This is a genomic window from Sphingomonas sp. TX0543, from assembly GCF_048565505.1.
Lineage (GTDB): Bacteria > Pseudomonadota > Alphaproteobacteria > Sphingomonadales > Sphingomonadaceae > Sphingomonas.
In genome coordinates this window covers 3,525,560-3,540,859 of record NZ_JBLZUS010000002.1, presented here as the reverse complement: position 1 = coordinate 3,540,859, position 15,300 = coordinate 3,525,560, and the positions used below count along the sequence as shown (strand labels likewise).

The 15,300-nt window shown below is 60.7% G+C and carries 11 protein-coding genes and 2 pseudogenes; 10 read left to right on the top strand and 3 right to left on the bottom strand.

From position 1 onward, the window contains the following. The 3 genes from ACM61V_RS17620 to ACM61V_RS17610 form a co-directional block, all read left to right on the top strand. Window positions 1–1,773 (top strand): strawberry notch C-terminal domain-containing protein (locus ACM61V_RS17620; protein WP_419714235.1); only part of this gene is annotated, 1,773 nt, incomplete at its 5' end. Window positions 1,774–1,826: 53 nt separating this feature from the next. Then, window positions 1,827–2,240, top strand: coding sequence for an MbcA/ParS/Xre antitoxin family protein (locus ACM61V_RS17615; protein ID WP_184053456.1), 414 nt, complete (start codon window positions 1,827–1,829; stop codon window positions 2,238–2,240). Further along, window positions 2,237–2,968, top strand: coding sequence for an RES family NAD+ phosphorylase (locus ACM61V_RS17610; protein WP_419714234.1), 732 nt, complete (start codon window positions 2,237–2,239; stop codon window positions 2,966–2,968). The genes ACM61V_RS17615 and ACM61V_RS17610 overlap by 4 nt, the downstream gene beginning before the upstream one ends. Window positions 2,969–3,203: 235 nt before the next feature. Here ACM61V_RS17610 and ACM61V_RS17605 read toward each other — a convergent pair whose 3' ends face one another. From ACM61V_RS17605 to ACM61V_RS17595, 3 genes are read right to left on the bottom strand one after another with little or no spacing between them, the layout of a single operon-like run. Then, window positions 3,204–4,610 (bottom strand): exonuclease domain-containing protein, encoded by a 1,407-nt coding sequence (locus tag ACM61V_RS17605; protein ID WP_419714233.1) that lies wholly within the window; start codon window positions 4,608–4,610, stop codon window positions 3,204–3,206. A 6-nt stretch (window positions 4,611–4,616) separates the two neighbouring features. Further along, complete coding sequence (locus ACM61V_RS17600) at window positions 4,617–5,138, bottom strand: ImmA/IrrE family metallo-endopeptidase (protein WP_286866186.1); 522 nt, start codon at window positions 5,136–5,138, stop codon at window positions 4,617–4,619. Window positions 5,139–5,140: 2 nt separating this feature from the next. After that, complete coding sequence (locus ACM61V_RS17595; RefSeq protein ID WP_286866188.1) at window positions 5,141–5,488, bottom strand: helix-turn-helix transcriptional regulator; 348 nt, start codon at window positions 5,486–5,488, stop codon at window positions 5,141–5,143. A 157-nt stretch (window positions 5,489–5,645) separates the two neighbouring features. Here ACM61V_RS17595 and ACM61V_RS17590 point away from each other — a divergent pair, with 157 nt between their 5' ends. From ACM61V_RS17590 to ltrA, 7 genes and pseudogenes are all read left to right on the top strand, one after another. Further along, the gene (locus tag ACM61V_RS17590; protein WP_286866191.1) at window positions 5,646–5,867 is read left to right on the top strand and encodes a DUF2188 domain-containing protein; all 222 of its coding nucleotides are present in this window, start codon (window positions 5,646–5,648) and stop codon (window positions 5,865–5,867) included. A gap of 76 nt (window positions 5,868–5,943) precedes the next feature. Beyond that, window positions 5,944–7,092 carry a patatin-like phospholipase family protein gene (locus tag ACM61V_RS17585; protein WP_419714232.1) on the top strand — a complete coding sequence of 383 codons (1,149 nt, stop codon included), beginning with the start codon at window positions 5,944–5,946 and terminating at the stop codon, window positions 7,090–7,092. Between the two features lie 3 nt (window positions 7,093–7,095). Next, entirely contained in the window at window positions 7,096–8,142 is a 1,047-nt protein-coding gene (locus ACM61V_RS17580; protein WP_419714231.1) for a cyclic GMP-AMP synthase DncV-like nucleotidyltransferase, read from the top strand. A gap of 52 nt (window positions 8,143–8,194) precedes the next feature. Then, a complete protein-coding gene (locus ACM61V_RS17575) occupies window positions 8,195–9,973 on the top strand; it encodes a ThiF family adenylyltransferase (protein WP_419714230.1) in 1,779 nt (592 codons plus the stop codon). 285 nt (window positions 9,974–10,258) lie between these two features. Then, window positions 10,259–12,247, top strand: a pseudogene (locus tag ACM61V_RS17570) (ParB/RepB/Spo0J family partition protein). 167 nt (window positions 12,248–12,414) lie between these two features. After that, window positions 12,415–12,819, top strand: a pseudogene (locus tag ACM61V_RS17565) (ArdC-like ssDNA-binding domain-containing protein); the annotation flags it as partial. A 616-nt stretch (window positions 12,820–13,435) separates the two neighbouring features. Further along, window positions 13,436–15,283: a group II intron reverse transcriptase/maturase gene (gene ltrA / locus ACM61V_RS17560; RefSeq protein WP_061780321.1), complete on the top strand. Its 1,848-nt coding sequence runs from the start codon at window positions 13,436–13,438 to the stop codon at window positions 15,281–15,283. Window positions 15,284–15,300 lie beyond the last annotated feature (17 nt).

The window sequence follows — 15,300 nt, the reverse complement described above, 5'->3', positions numbered from 1 at the left end:
ATCGACTATCTCGCAAAGAGCTTTCCTGTTCGCCTGATGGCGGTGTTCACCGACGAAAACGGCAATCCTCGCTCCGAGCCGATGAGCGACGAACACGGCGCGCCGGTGCTCTGCCGATCGGCACTCGCCGCGCGCGACCGGCTGATCGAGCAGCTTTGCGCTTTACCGCCCATCGCGACCGCGCTTGATGCCATCATCGAACGCTTCGGCCTGGATCAGGTGGCGGAAGTGACCGGCCGGACACGCCGGCTCATCGTCGGCCGCGATGGTTGTCAGAAACTCCAATCCCGGTCACCGCGCGCCAACGTCGCTGAAACGCAGGCTTTCATGGACGGCAGCAAGCGCATCCTCGTCTTTTCCGATGCCGGAGGAACCGGACGCAGCTACCATGCAGATCTGGCCGCCAAGAACCAGGCCCGCCGCGTCCACTTCCTGCTCGAACCGGGCTGGCGCGCTGATGCTGCAATCCAGGGGTTAGGGCGGACCAATCGTACCAATCAGGCATCAGCCCCGCTGTTCAGACCAGTGACGACCGATGTGCGCGGTGAGAGCCGGTTCATCTCGACGATCGCACGCCGCCTCGACAGCCTCGGAGCTCTGACGCGCGGGCAGCGCCAGACCGGCGGACAGAACCTGTTCGATCCGGCCGACAATCTCGAAAGCATCTACGCCAGGGAGGCGCTCCACCGCTGGTTCGGCTTGTTGTTCTCCGGTAAGCTCGAAGCGGTCAGCCTCGGGCGCTTCCAGGAGCTGACGGGGCTCAGGATCGAAGCTCCTGACGGGTCGATGGTCGATGACCTGCCGTCGATCCAGCGCTGGCTCAATCGGATCCTCGCGTTGCCCATTGCCTTGCAGAATGCGATCTTTGACGAGTTCATGGGGCTGGTCGAGGCGCGTATCGATGCCGCCCGCCAGGCCGGGACGCTTGATCTCGGCGTTGAGACCATCGCGGTCGAGGACTTCACGGGCCTGACGGACACGCTGCTGCGTACGGATCCGGCGTCGGGCGCGACCACCCATCTGCTGGAACTGGAAATCGCCCGGGCCCTGAAGCCGCTGACGCTGAAGAGGCTCGAAGAGCTCCACGGCCTCACTGGGCAAAGCCAGCGGCCTGTGCGGAACGCGCGTTCAGGCCGGGTTGGCTTGCTCGTGCCCGCCCGCAGCATTCTTGCCGATGACGGCACGCGCGTGGCCCGGTTCGAGTTGCTGCGCCCGCTAAAGCGCAGCCACATCACCGAGGATCAGCTGGCTGAGAGCAGCTGGGAGGGGATTTCCGTCGACGCATTCCGCAAAGCCTGGGCAGCCGAGGTCGAGGAAGCGCGGTCGAGCCACAAGCGCGAGCGCCTCCATCTGGCGACGGGGCTACTGCTGCCAGTCTGGGACAAGCTCCCGTCCGATTTCGTAAAGGTCAGCCGCATCTCAGCGGCGGATGGCCGGTCGCTCCTTGGCCGGGAGGTTCCTCTCCATTGTGTTCCGGAACTGTGCCGGGCGCTGGGTCTGGAACGCGAGCAAACGCTTTCCGCCGAAGACATCGTCCAGACCATCCTGGCGACCGGCCGAGCCATGGAATTCACTGGCCGCGAGCAGCTCATGGTCAAGCGCAGCCTGGTCAACGGCTCACAGCGAATTGAACTGACCGGATGGAGTGCGGTTCGCCTCGACTGGTACAAGGCCCAGGGCTGCTTCACGGAAATCATCCGCTACCAGACGCGGCTGTTCGTGCCGATCGAGGGCGCGACGAGCGTGATTGCCAGATTGGCATCATCCGCATAGACCATTGCCAAATGGCATTATAGCGCGTATATACTGCCATATGGAGAAATGCCATGCTGGCTCTGCAACCCGTTGATACTGCCGTTACCGCTTTCCGTCCCGATCCGATTACCCAGGATGAGGCAGCTGCCATGTTCCGGGCAGTCCTCAATCTGTTTGGCAAGTGGGAGCTGACCGACGAGCAGGCTGCAACGCTGCTCGACATGCCAGTGCGCTCCTATCGCCGCTGGAAAGCCGAAGGTCCCGGGCGCGTCTCGCGTGATGGGCGTTCGCGCCTCTCCAACCTCATGGGCATCCACAAGGCGCTTCGGATCATCTTCTCGGAGGCAACTCGTGGCTATGCCTGGATCAGGTCGGCAAATGATGCGTTCGGTGGAGCCAGTGCGCTCGACGTGATGCTCGGGGGCGAACTCACCGACATAATGCGGGTGCGTCGCTACCTCGACGCCGAGCGTGGTGGCTGGTGAACGAAACGGCGGATATCCCCGTTTCTCGAGTTGAGTGGAAGGGCGCTGTCAGGATCATCCGCAGTGCCTTTCCACCGATCGACCTGTTCGAGGACATCGCTGATCCAGCCAACTGGCCGCTGCTGATCTCGGCAGAGCAGAAGACCAATCCCCGCATCATGGCGACGATCGGCAATCTCGATCTGGTGCCGGTCGAACGCCGCGTTGGCGGCAGCGGCGCCTCCTACCTCATGGCGCCATTCACCCACGTCAGCATAGACCGGCCGAGCCGCTTTACCGATGGCAGCTACGGCGTGCTCTATGTTGGTGACCGGTTCGAGACCGCACTGTTCGAGACGATCCACCACCATGCCCACTTCATGGCGCGAACCAGAGAAGCACCTGGCTGGACCTCACAGTTCCGAGAGATCGTAATGTCGGTCGATGCTGACCTCCATGATTTGCGATCCACCGCGGGAGAGCCGGTTCCCGCGCTCGATCCCAACAGCTATGCCGCATCCCAAGCGGTCGCGCGGCAGCTCAGGGGCGCGGGATCAAACGGGATTGCCTACCCGAGCATCCGGCATCCCGGTGGAGATTGCGTCGCACTCTTCTACCCGGACTGCGCGTCAAATCCCCTTCAAGGGCGGCACCTCGACTACCACTGGGATGGCGCATGCGTTGACCTTGTCCGCGATGCCAGTTCGGGAGCTGTTTTCCGTATCGTAGATTTGCCAAGCAATGACTGAATAGGTTGCGTCCCTCTTACAGGCCGTCCACCCTGCTTCTTATCGGCCTAACGAGAGCTGCCATAGGTTCTGGCTCTCGCAAGATGTGGCGATTGGGCCCTTCTACAACAGGCCACTCCATGACGTCGAGGATCGATTACGGGACGTTGTACGAGGATTGATGTGAACACTGCGCCCACCCAACCATGGCCACTACATGATCTACAAACGGGCAGTATTTTGGGAGGAATAAAGTTCAAACCACGATCTGCGTCATCAATGTGGCAGCCCGTGCGCTACGATCTTGCAAGTAGTCACGGTAGCGAGACAGCAGGCCGTCGTGATCTGCTCCTTCCCCAATCAACTTATCCGTGTCCGTCAAAGCAAGCGCGTATGTGAGGCAGCCGGATCCATCTCCAGCCAATTGATTTGCCAATCGGAGCTCTATTTCGGCTCTTACCGTTGCTGGAAGAACCCTTCGGGCTTCGGAATATATCAGGCGTAAGCCTAACCACCGAAGACGCTCGTCTTCCAAGCCTTGTACAATTTGGAGGCGATCAGGCCAGGAGGCTTGGTGAAAATTATTCATGCGCACCTCGTCATCCGGCCCAAGGAAGCCATTGTAAATTTGCTCCTCCAGATGAGGCGAGAGGGGAAATGGCTCGCGAATAGCGTTGTAAGCGGCGAAAACCCTCTCACGTAGATGTGAGTCAGCCTTCACGCGCCGGGCCTGTTCTTCGATGCGGCCAATCGAGCCACCTTCCATCATGTGTTCGGGAGCATCGAAGAGAGCGGTCAGAGTCGGTGCTGCATTGACCCTGAAGCGACGGATCGGACTGGGTTTTTGCGTCAAATGGGCCTGAAGCTCGAGATCACCCATCGCAGTGAGATGGTCGAGGTCTTCATTGAGGTTGAGGCAAATGCGACCGTTTGCTTGGTCAGGGTCAACACCGATACATACGACCGGCGCATGATAAGCCTGCCCGCCGTAGAACTCCGTCAGCACGAAACCATCTTCGGTGTCGACGAAATCTGAAACAGTTGCCTTGTTCGAGAACCGCACGAACCGTTGCCAAAGCTCCGGGGACCGCTGCCGTACTAGTCGGCAGAGCTCGACCGTTGCAAGCACATCGGACATCGCGTCATGCGCTCGAGGATGAGCCACTCCATTTGCCGCCGCCAAGTGCTGCAGACGAAATGTCCTTCGGCCATCATCGTTAATTGGCACAACAAGCTGAGCTGGCGAGACCGCATCAGCGGCCATCACCAGACTGAGGGCATCGGCCCTGCAGTTGCGGTGATTGCTTGTTAAATAGGCAGGGTATAGGCATTGAAAGAGCGCATTGCGCAGCATCTCCTCGTCGAAGCGGATCGAGTTAAAGCCGACGAACACGGCCGGACTCCAAGACAACAGATTCCGACGAATGTCGCTTACCATCGCGTAGTGCGATGGCAGGTTGGTGTCCGTCAGCCAATCGATCGGCAAGCTGTTCGTACGCAACGCCGAGGGATGGGGGAGCACATGGGGCTGGAGGCGCGAGCGCGCTTCGAAGCGCCCTAATTCATTCAGGTCTCCGTCGGTGCGAACTGCCGCGAAATGGATGATCTGATCAAACCCGCGCTTGAGCCCCGTCGTCTCTGTATCGAAGAATACGAAGCTCAAGGCGCGCTACCAGCGAATTAGCCGAAAACGCATGGCCGCGGCGCTCACTCTGAACCGACGGGCCAACCCTTCGATCGCCGCCTCGTCCTCTAGATCGACGCCACCGCCCTCCAACGCAGCAGCCAAGAGGTAACCGGGGATCAGAAGCTCTGACGCGAACGCGTTGGCCTCGATTTCCATCGGCTCAGTCCCCAGCGCTGACACATCGTTACGGAATAGGACGCGAATCCCCTTATCGACATGGACAGCTTGGCTGATCACAGGCGCATGGAGTATGTGATGTGCTAGCTCATGAGCAGCCGAGAACCGCTGTCGGTTCGGATGATGCAGCGCATTGACCCCAATGATGCCGACGCCATCCTTGATGTACGCCATACCCGAGAGGTCCTCGTCGAGTGGTGCATACTGAAGGACGATTTTCCGCGACTTAATTATTCGCTCGATCGGGACTGGTGGCGTCGACACACCAAACTCCTCGAGGATCGAACGCGCAGATGCACGCGCCCGATCAAAATCCGCATCAGCCATAATCAAGCCTTGCCGCGTCGAGGCTGCAACGCGGTTGTGATCAGGTCGGCGACTTGAGCTTCAGCATGTTGCGAAAGCGTCTGCTGATTGGAAACCATCATCTTCAGTCCATCCCCTAAAGGCTTCTGCGGCGTCGGAGGCAGGAGTTCTGCCACCTTGGTAAAATCAAGTGCGGCGGCGAGCGCGTAAACGTGATGCAGGAGGATGTTCTGTCGGCCGCTCTCGATGTTTGCGATCGACGCACGCGACATCTTCACCTTGCCTGCCAGTTCCGCCTGGGTAAGGCCAAGCGCTTTCCTGCGCGTTGAGACCGCGCTGCCGAAAGCCTTGTAGAGCGCTTCGCTTGCCATGCATCCTGTTTGCGCTGCGTTCTCAGGAATGTCAACTTCGCAAACATTGTGTGCTCAGTACAAACATGTATTCGTGCTCATAGCTTGACATGACGCTCAGACTCGGAGACCTTGCTGTGTAAGGGCGCGGTGCCCCGGATGAGTCGGAGGATCAACGATGTCGAAGAGGATTCACGTAGTGCCCCACGGGTCGGGGTGGGCCACGCGTCGCGAAGGTGCCACCCGCGTGGGATCGACACACAGCACCCAAGCCGATGCAACACAGGCGGCGCGTGGCACCGCGGTTCGCGAACGCGGCGAAGTCATCATTCACCGACCGGACGGTCGCATCCGCGACGCCAATTCGTACGGCAACGACCCCTTCCCGCCGAAGGGCTGACTGGGCACCTCGGAGGCACCCTGGCTCCGGCACGCGGATAGGGCAACTAGGTCGTTTCAAAGGAAGCATTGCGTAAATGGGGAACGGCGAAAGACAGTACGGCGCTGAGCGACCATATCGCGTGCTCAGCTTGGACGGCGGAGGGATGCGGGGCATTTATACGGCCGCGTTTCTAGCGCGCCTGACTGATCAGTTCGCACGCATTCGCGGCGAATCTGCCCTCGATCTGGGACGCGGCTTCGACTTGATCACCGGGACCAGCACCGGCGCGATTGTCGGCTGTGCGCTGGCCGTTGGGCGCCCGATGACGGAAGTAGTGGCGCTTTATCGCGATCACGGCCCCAAGATTTTCCCGCATCGGATCGCGGGGAAGCGGAGTGCTATCTACCGAGCGAGCCAGGGCAGCCGTTTCGTGCGCACGGGCGACAAGGCGCTGCGTGAGGCGCTGCGCGGCGTGCTCGACGATATCACTATGATCGACGTGTTCGAAAGGCGCGGCATCTCGCTAGCAATCCCGACCGTGCTGATGAGCGAACACCGCGCCTGGGTCTTCAAGAAAACTCCCAAGAGCGGGGTGCGCGACGATCACTATCCGCTGGTGGACGTTTGCATGGCCACGACCGCCGCGCCAATCTACCGCTCGCTCGCCGCCATTGATGACCCGAACGCGCCGGGTGGACCCAAGCAGGTGTTCGCCGATGGGGGGCTGTGGGCCAATAATCCGATTATGGTCGGGCTCGTCGACGCGCTAACGGTGGCACCGCCCGATCGTCCGATCGAGATCTACTCACTCGGAACATGTCCGCGCCCCGAGGGTGACCACCTCGACGCAGAGAGCGCGCACCGCTCTATGCTCGACTGGTCGCTCGGCGCTGACGTCGCGCCTCTTAGCATCTCGACGCAGGAGTTTGCTTTCGATCACATGGCGAGGCTTTTGACGAACGCCATCAGCAACTGCGGTCGCTCGATCCGACGCGTGCGCTTTCCCAACAAGCCGGTGCCGGCAAGTATGATGCCGTACCTCGCCCTCGACGACACTCGGCCAGAGGCGATGGATCGGCTGGTCGGTCAGGCGCACACCGACGCCGATCTGACCAAGAGTGCTTGCGATGATTCCAACAGCGCCGACGGGCGCATGATTCGCCAACTCATGCTCGATTTACCGCCAATGCCGGCCACCGGTGCCGTCTGGCGTCCCGCTTCCACCGATATGCAGAAAGGATAGGTGATGTTCGACTGCGCCAAAGATGTTCGTGCTTACCACGACCAGGATGTGACCCTGCCCAAGAGCGAGCAGGATGCAATGCGCGACCGACGAAACTCCAACCGGACGCGGCTGCGGAACGGGCTGGAGAAGGCTGGCAAGCCCAAGCCAATCGAGTTCGTCAAACAGGGCAGCTACGCCATGAAGACAATGTGCCGCGACCCAGACAACGACTATGACATCGATGACGGGGTCTATTTCCACAAGAATGATCTGGTCGGTGATCGCGGGGCCGAGATGACGTCCCTACAGGCGCGTTGGATGGTGCGCGATGCGGTCGACGACGGCAAGTTTAAGCGAGCGCCTGAGGTGCGATCGAACTGCGTGCGCGTCTTTTATGAGAAGGGTTATCACGTCGATCTGCCGGTCTACCGCCGCGTCGTCACAAACACCGTCTTCGGCGAAGAGGTGCATTACGAGCTAGCGGCGAGCAGCGGCTGGAAGCGGTCTGACGCCCGCGACGTGTCGGACTGGTACGAGGACCAACGCGCCGCATCAGCCAACGGCATCCAGCTGCGCCGCATCAATCGCGACCTGAAGAAATACGCCCGCAGCCGCTATAGCTGGCGCGGCTCGATCCTTAGCGGCTTTGGCATCACGATTCTGACGACCGAGAAGTTTCGCACGAACGATCGCGAGGATCGCGCGCTATATGACACTATGGTTGCCATCCGTGATCGGCTGAACTGGAACCTTGTCGTCGCCCACCCAGTAACACCAGGGGACACCATCACCAATGGGAGTGACGATGCCAAGGCTCGCTGCTTCCGCGAGAAGTTGACTGAGGCAATCGACACGCTGGCACCGCTCTTTGACACCGACTGCACACGCGAGAAGGCCCTCAAATGCTGGGACAAGGTGTTCGCAACGACATTCTTCAGCGAGCGCTTGGAAGATGAGCAGCGCGCCTCTCTAGTTGCTCCGGCGATCATCAGTTCGGCTGCGCTGTTGGGCGCGACGTCGGCGGCGGCAAGCGCAGTCAGCAGCGCCGGCGGCGGTCGCCATGCCTAGTGATGCCTTACCACTCGGTTGGCGACAGGCAGCGCTTCGCCTTGAAGGGGCCTTGCGCGAGCATGCGGGTCAGACGCCAGAGCGACTCGACGCCACGACGGTTGGCGCAGACTATTCCACCCGCGATTGGATCGCGGCCGGTTGGCGGATCAAAGTTGCCTTCTCCGACGGCGTGACCCGACGCATCGACCTGCTGGCGGGAAGGCATTTTCCAACGACGCCGGTGAGAACGGCGCTAGTTGACCACCCCGAGGCGATGACTTGGCCGCATGTCGAAAGCGACGGCGTCCTTTGTCTACTGCCCAATATGGCCGAGTGGGATCCGGACGATCCGTCAGCGGTCGCCCTGGGCCTCCTTCATCGCTCGATCATTTTGATTGAGGAGCTGCTGGAGGGTGGCATAGTCGATCGCGATTTCCGCGAGGAATTCGTGACCTACTGGGGCTACAAGGCGCATTCACAAGGCAAAGCGCTGTTCAGCTTGATCGTGCCAGGCCCGGTCTCGCGGCGAGTGCGGATTTGGCGCGGAAAAGGCATCGAGGTAGTTGGAGAAGACGAAGAATCCTTGGCCGCCTGGGTCCGTCATCGCTTTGGGGATAAGACGCCAATCAAGACTGAAGCGGCGGCCTTCCTCTGGCTGGAAACGCCGCCCTTGCCGGTCGAGTACCCGGAAACCGCTGCTGATCTCTATCGGATGGCCGAACGAATCAACAATGATGCGCGGACCGTTCTTGAAGAGGTGGCAAGCAACGAGCCCGACGAGTTGTTAGCACTGTTGGGCGCGGTCGGGCGCGGCGGCGCTGCGTTGATTGGAGTGAAGGCGCTTAATCCGAAGCGACGCAAGGGCCGGCCACGCGCGCCGGACGAGCCGCTGTCGGTCGGGTTCCGACCGGGCCATACGCCACAACCTCTCCTTCTGGGACGCTTCTTCGGCGCGCTTCCGATCGTGCGGACCCAGGTCCAGCGCGCGGACGCTGATTGGGTACATGGGCGCGCTCAGGATTCTCGCACGCATCATCTGCTTGGCACGACCGTTGTCGTGGTCGGCTGTGGTTCGGTCGGTGCGCCCGTCGCGTGCACTTTGGCACAGGCGGGGGTTGGACGGATGGTGCTAGTCGATCCTGAGTTTCTGGGCTGGCCGAATGTCGGTCGTCATCCGCTTGGTGCGACGGATGTCGGCCGTAACAAAGCCGAGGCTTTGGCGGAGCAACTTCGGACCAACTATCCGCACCTCACCGTCGAACATCGTCCGTGGGGTCTCCATCAGCTCATCGCGCAAGACGGGAATGTGCTCTCGGAGGCCGACCTGATCGTCGCCGCGACCGGCAATTGGGGTGCCGAAAGCGCCCTCAATCGGTGGCATGTCGCGCAGGGCCGCGCGAGACCTATTCTTTACGGGTGGACTGAGGCGCATGCCTGCGCCGGCCATGCAGCCGCGATCGGTGCGGGCGACGGATGCTTGCAATGCCATATCGGACGGACCGGGGCGCCGGATGTGACGGTGATCGAGTGGCCGGAAGGGGGCGACGCCACCCTAGAGGAACCAGCGTGCGGCGCACATTATCAACCCTACGGTCCGGTGGAACTGGCCTATGTCACCGCGATGATCGCAGAAACGGCAATGGATTGCCTCCTCGAACCCCCCGCGCAATCTTTCAGTCGCGCATTCGTAGCTTCGGGGCGCCGTGTTGCAGCACTTGGCGGACAACTGACTAAAGGCTGGCGCGCTGCTTTTGGCGAGCTTGGAGAGAGCATTCAAACGGTCGACCGGCCTTGGCCGTCTGCCAGCTGCGCTGCTTGCGGGCCTCGGCGTTTGGACGAAGCTGCCTAGCATTTCGCAGAAGTCTTACGAATTCGACGAGACCAGCAAAAGGTGTCGTCTAAGAATCTACCGCGGAAGGCTGACGTCATCGAACACGGGTTAAAGCGGGAGCTTATTGCGATCTTGCATTTCGACGCGAGGATGCTGGACCGTTGTCAACCTCGATCATTTGTCTTGGCTTGCGAATGAAGCGAGCTGTGCTTCGAACGGACCAGAGGGGAGTGGGCTTTGCCCCGATTGAGCCATTTGGGCGTCGGTGGTCGATGCTCTTGGCTCACATCAGGAGTGTGTCCCATGATCAAGTCGATTCCGCTTAATAAGCTCGTTCAGTCGCCCCGAAATGTCCGCCGTCACAGTGACCCGGCAGCAGATACTGAGCTCAAGGCCAGCATCTCAGCCCACGGTCTGCTACAGAACCTCATCGTCAGGCCTGCGGCCAAAGGCAAGTTCGAGGTCGAAGCCGGCGAACGTCGCCGCCGCGCAATGCTTGCGCTTGCGGACGAAAAGATCCTCGCGCGTGATCACGAAGTCACTTGCCTCGTACTCGAGGACAGTGCTGAAGCGGCGGTCGAGACCAGCCTCGCGGAAAACTTCCACCGTCTGGCCATGAACCCGGCCGATGAAGCCCAGGCCTTCGCCGCGCTCGTGGAAGGCGGTGCGACGGTCGAAGATGTTGCCCGCCGTTTCGGCCTGACGGTCCGCTTCGTCGAGGGGCGCTTGCGTCTTGCGACGCTCGCGCCGGTTGTGTTCGAGGCACTGGCCTCGGGCCAAATTACTCTCGACATCGCCAAGGCCTTCGGCGCCACCTCGGATCAGGACATCCAGACGCGCGTCTTCGAGCAGGTGTCCTCCGGCTACTATGCGCCCAATCCCGACAGCGTCCGGCGCATGGTCCTTTCCGGGACCGTCCGGGGCAGCGATCCCCGTGCCCGGCTCGTCGGCCGCGATGCCTACATCGCTGGCGGGGGTCGGATCGAGCGCGAACTGTTCGATGACGACGACAGCGAATCCTGGGTGGATATCGCCTTGCTCGAGCGCCTTGCGGCGGCGAAGATGGAAGAGCAGGCGAGAGCCGTGGCCGCCGAGCAGGGTCTCGCCTGGGTCAAGCCGACGCTCGATCCCTATGCCAGCCACGATCTGATCGAAGGGCTGGTCCGGCTTCCTGCCGAACCGGCGCCGCTCACCGAAACGGAACTGGCGAGGCTCGACGAACTCGATGCTTCCTATGACGAGCATGCAGCGATCCTCGAAGATGAGGATAGCGCCGAGGAAGCTGTGACGGCGGCCGAAGCGGCTATCGAGGCCATCGAGCGCGAATGCCAGGAAATCCGCGCACGCCCGCCGGTCATCGCGGCCGAAATCAAGGCCGAAGCGGGCATGATCCTGGTCCTCTCGCGCGATGGCACTCCGGTACTCCAGCCGGTTTTCTATGGTGAAAGGCAGGCTTAACCCGCTGAAGTCGACAGCGGGATCGAAGTCGTTGCTGGCGAAGAAGGTTCGGACAAGCGCCGGACGACCTTGTCCAAGCGCCTGGTCGACGAGCTCGCCATGCAGCGCCGCGACGTCCTTGCGCTGCATGTTGCCTCTGATCCGGGGCTTGCGCTCGACGTCATGGTCTTCACGCTGGCTGATGCCGATACGCATGACTGGCGGGCACGGGCCGCAACCACACTGCGTGCGCCTCTTCCGGCAGGGCCGATCATCGGCTTCGAAGCCAAGGATGCTCCGGCCAGCAGCGCGCTTGCCGAGCTCAGGTCCAGTCTCGACGAAAGCTGGCGCGCTGGCGAAGATGCGACTTGCCGCTTCGACCTGTTCCGCGCGCTGTCCGATGACAGCCGCGCCGCTTGGCTTGGCTATGTCGTTGCCCGGTCGCTCGAGGCGAGCCTCAACATGGCGGGCGAGCGTCAGCTGCCGTTCCAGGATCATCTCGGCCGCCTGATCGGCATCGACATGGCGCAGTGGTGGCGACCGACTGCGGCCAATTACTTCGACCGGGTGTCAAAGCAGGTGATCCTCGACGCGCTGACCGACGTCGGCGGCCTCGAGCTTTCCTCGCGCTTTGCCTCGGTCAAGAAGAGCGATCTCGCGATGAGTGCCGAGCGCGTCTTCGCAGGCACCTACATCACAGAAGTCGAAGTGCGCGAGAAGGCTCTGTCATGGGTGCCTGAGGTCATGCGCTTCGCTCCCGCTGCGCCGGATGCTGGCGAGCCCGAGATTGACGCCACTGACGCTGAGCGCGGTGTAGACACCGAAGATCAGTCCCCCCGCGAGCTGGCCGCCTGACCTCCTCCTGACAGGCAAGGCCACTCGTACCTCGAGAAGCGGTCCTTCGGCTCACGCCGGAGGGCCGCTTCCTTTTTTGGAGAAGAGCAGAGGGGGCTCGGGAACCTGTGGCACTGACCGGCGAACCCGTCGCCGACTGTCCAGATGCCTCAATCAGGAGACCCATCATGGCCTATCGCAAGGGGCAGAGCGGCGGCTTGTCGCCCGCCACCCGCATCACCCAAGAAATCATCGCGCGTCTGGAAGCCGGCACGAAGCCTTGGATCAAGCCGTGGCGCGGCGTGCCCGTTTCGCGGCCCCTGCGGGCCTGCGGGATTCCGTACCGGGGCATGAATGTGTTCTGGCTGTGGATGGTCGCTGACATGTGCGGCTACGCCTCGCCGTTCTGGATGACGTACAATCAGGCCAAGTCGCTCGGCGCCCAGGTCCGCAAGGGCGAAAAGTCGACCATCGCGATCTTCTACAAGAGCTACACCAAAGAGGTGGAAGCCCCCGATACCGGCGAAAAGACCGACGAGGCCCGCCGGGTGCTCAAGGCCTACCCGGTCTTCAATGCCGATCAGGTCGAAGGTGCGCTGTGAAAGCGTGAGTAATGGAGTATCTCGAATGAGATTAGGATAGCTGGAAATGTCCTATGCCTACCAGTCTTACTCTGGCCTGCAAGGGCTTGATCCTCGAAAGGGGCAGGGAAACATAGCATGGCTGGAAAAGGCCGGAAGTCGCGAAACCATTGTAGCGGCGGACGGTCAAGGCAAGACTTGTATGGTCAAAGCTACACTGCCTGAACCCAAATCCCGAGCGGTATATCTGGTGCCAGCCACGCAGCAATGGTTGAGGCGTGGTTCCGAGTGCTTAAAGGCGCTGGTCTTTCCTTCGAGGACCGGCGCATCCAGCCTACTCGGCGCAGCCCTGTATGGGGACAAAGGGATGAACTGGGGGCCTAACCAAGTCGGAACTCCCTACACACGTCATCACAGGATGGCCTGTAGCAGGCGGACTTTGGTCCGTCCTGTATGGCCACGGAGCCGGAGTAGTACTCAAACGCCCGGGGTAACGCCCGGGACAGGCGCACCTTCGGGAGCGCACGACCGGCGGTATAAGGGTCGAGGTGACTCGCCCGAAAGCCCAACCGGCCGGGGGAAGTCCGGCAGCTTACGTCGCTCCACCAACGAAGGAAGGGACTAGCTGATGCTGTCACATACCGTCCTGAAGCGGATGGAGCAGTTGCCAAAGTTGTCTATCGCGGGGAAGCGGGTCAACGGGCTGTTCAACCTCATGAAGTGCGATCTCCTTTGGGAGCAAGCATATGAGCGGATCGCCCGTAATCAGGGTTCGCTGACGTCCGGCGTCGATGGTGAGACTTTCGACGGCTTTTCGCCTGAGAGACTTCACCGGCTGATGTCGCAAGTGTTTAGCGGCTCCTACCGCCCGTTACCCGTGCGCCGGGTCTATATTCCCAAGGTCAACGGTAAATTGCGTCCTCTTGGTATCCCAACGGTCAACGACCGGTTGGTGCAGGAGGTGGTCAGAAGCATCCTTGAAAGGATTTATGAGCCTGTGTTTTCCGAACACAGCCATGGATTTAGACCGGGGCGTTCCTGTCACACCGCACTGGACGCCGTTCGCGGCGTCTGGACCGGCGTCAAATGGTTGGTTGAGGTCGATGTGGTCGGGTTCTTCGACAATATCGACCATGACGTGCTGCTCAAGCTGCTCGCAAAACGGATCGATGATGAAAGATTCATCGGCCTCGTTCGTGGCATGCTAAAGGCGGGCTATCTCGAAGACTGGCAGGTGCGTGAATCTTTCAGTGGCACGCCACAGGGCGGTATCGTCTCTCCCTTGCTGGCCAATGTCTATCTTCACGAACTCGATGAGTTCATGGAGGAATATAGGCAACGGTTCGACAAGGGCGGTCAACGGTCCGTCCCGGCGGAATACTGGCGGCTCAGCGCGAACATGCAGTACCGTTGGAAGAAAATTCGTCGGCTGCGCGCTGAAGGCAAGGCTGATGATCCCGCTGTTGATCAAGCACTCCGCGAGATCGAGCAGATCGGGGAGAGGCGAGCATCGCTTCGTGCGCGTGATCCGTTCGACTTGAATTTTCGCAGGCTGCGTTTCGTCCGCTACGCTGATGATTTTCTTATTGGGGTCATCGGTTCAAAGGACGAAGCGCGTGAGGTCATGGCGACGGTCAGGGCTTTCCTGTCCAATAAACTGTGTCTCGAAGCCTCGGAGGAAAAGAGTCGGATTGCGAAAGCGTCGGATGGGGTGAGGTTTCTCGGCTACGACGTTCATACACATACCCAGCGTCGAACCGGGAAAGTTGTGAGGGATGGCCGTGTATTCAGGCCGCGTATGCCCTCCGATATCATGCAATTAAGCGTACCTTGGGACAAGGTCGCACAGTTTTGCGCCACGAAGGAGTATGGCAACTGGTCGGCTTTTGTCAGCCAGCACCGCCCACGGCTTCTTCATTGCAGTGACGTCGAAATCGTGATGGCCTATAATGCGGAGCTACGAGGATTTGCTAATTACTACGCACTAGCATGGGACGTCAAGAAGAAGCTCAACAAGCTGACCCACATATGGCGGGCTAGTTTGGGGCGGACGCTAGCCAACAAGCATAAGTGTTCGGTGATGCAGGTCTTCAATAGGCTTCGGTGTGGAACCGATTATCAGGTCAGCTACATGGTCAGGGGAGAGACCAAGACGGCCAAATTGTGGAAGTCGACCGAGTTGACGGTTGGAGAAATCCGCTACGGAACGATCGACATCGTTCCCGCCACAGCAATGTGGAGCCTCAACCGTACCGAGTTTGTCGAACGTCTCAACGCCAATCAGTGCGAGCTGTGCGGTGCCGAGGATAAGGCATGTGAGGTGCATCACGTCCACAAGATGGCTGATATGAAGGTCGCGCCTTTGGGTCGGAAAATGATCTCGGCACGGACGCGCAAGCGTATCGTGCTGTGCAAACCCTGCCACGTGGACCTCCATGCGGGCAGGCTACCAGATAGGCGACAATTGCAACTCTGACGTAGGTGGAGAGCCGG

What these genes read in the sequence shown, in the direction of transcription:
- ACM61V_RS17600 (WP_286866186.1), bottom strand. Translation starts at nt 5,138, where the DNA reads ATGGCTGATGCGGATTTTGATCGGGCGCGTGCATCTGCGCGTTCGATC.
- ACM61V_RS17595 (WP_286866188.1), bottom strand. Translation starts at nt 5,488, where the DNA reads ATGGCAAGCGAAGCGCTCTACAAGGCTTTCGGCAGCGCGGTCTCAACG.
- ACM61V_RS17615 (WP_184053456.1), top strand. Translation starts at nt 1,827, where the DNA reads ATGCTGGCTCTGCAACCCGTTGATACTGCCGTTACCGCTTTCCGTCCC.
- ltrA (WP_061780321.1), top strand. Translation starts at nt 13,436, where the DNA reads ATGCTGTCACATACCGTCCTGAAGCGGATGGAGCAGTTGCCAAAGTTG.
- ACM61V_RS17580 (WP_419714231.1), top strand. Translation starts at nt 7,096, where the DNA reads ATGTTCGACTGCGCCAAAGATGTTCGTGCTTACCACGACCAGGATGTG.
- ACM61V_RS17590 (WP_286866191.1), top strand. Translation starts at nt 5,646, where the DNA reads ATGTCGAAGAGGATTCACGTAGTGCCCCACGGGTCGGGGTGGGCCACG.
- ACM61V_RS17585 (WP_419714232.1), top strand. Translation starts at nt 5,944, where the DNA reads ATGGGGAACGGCGAAAGACAGTACGGCGCTGAGCGACCATATCGCGTG.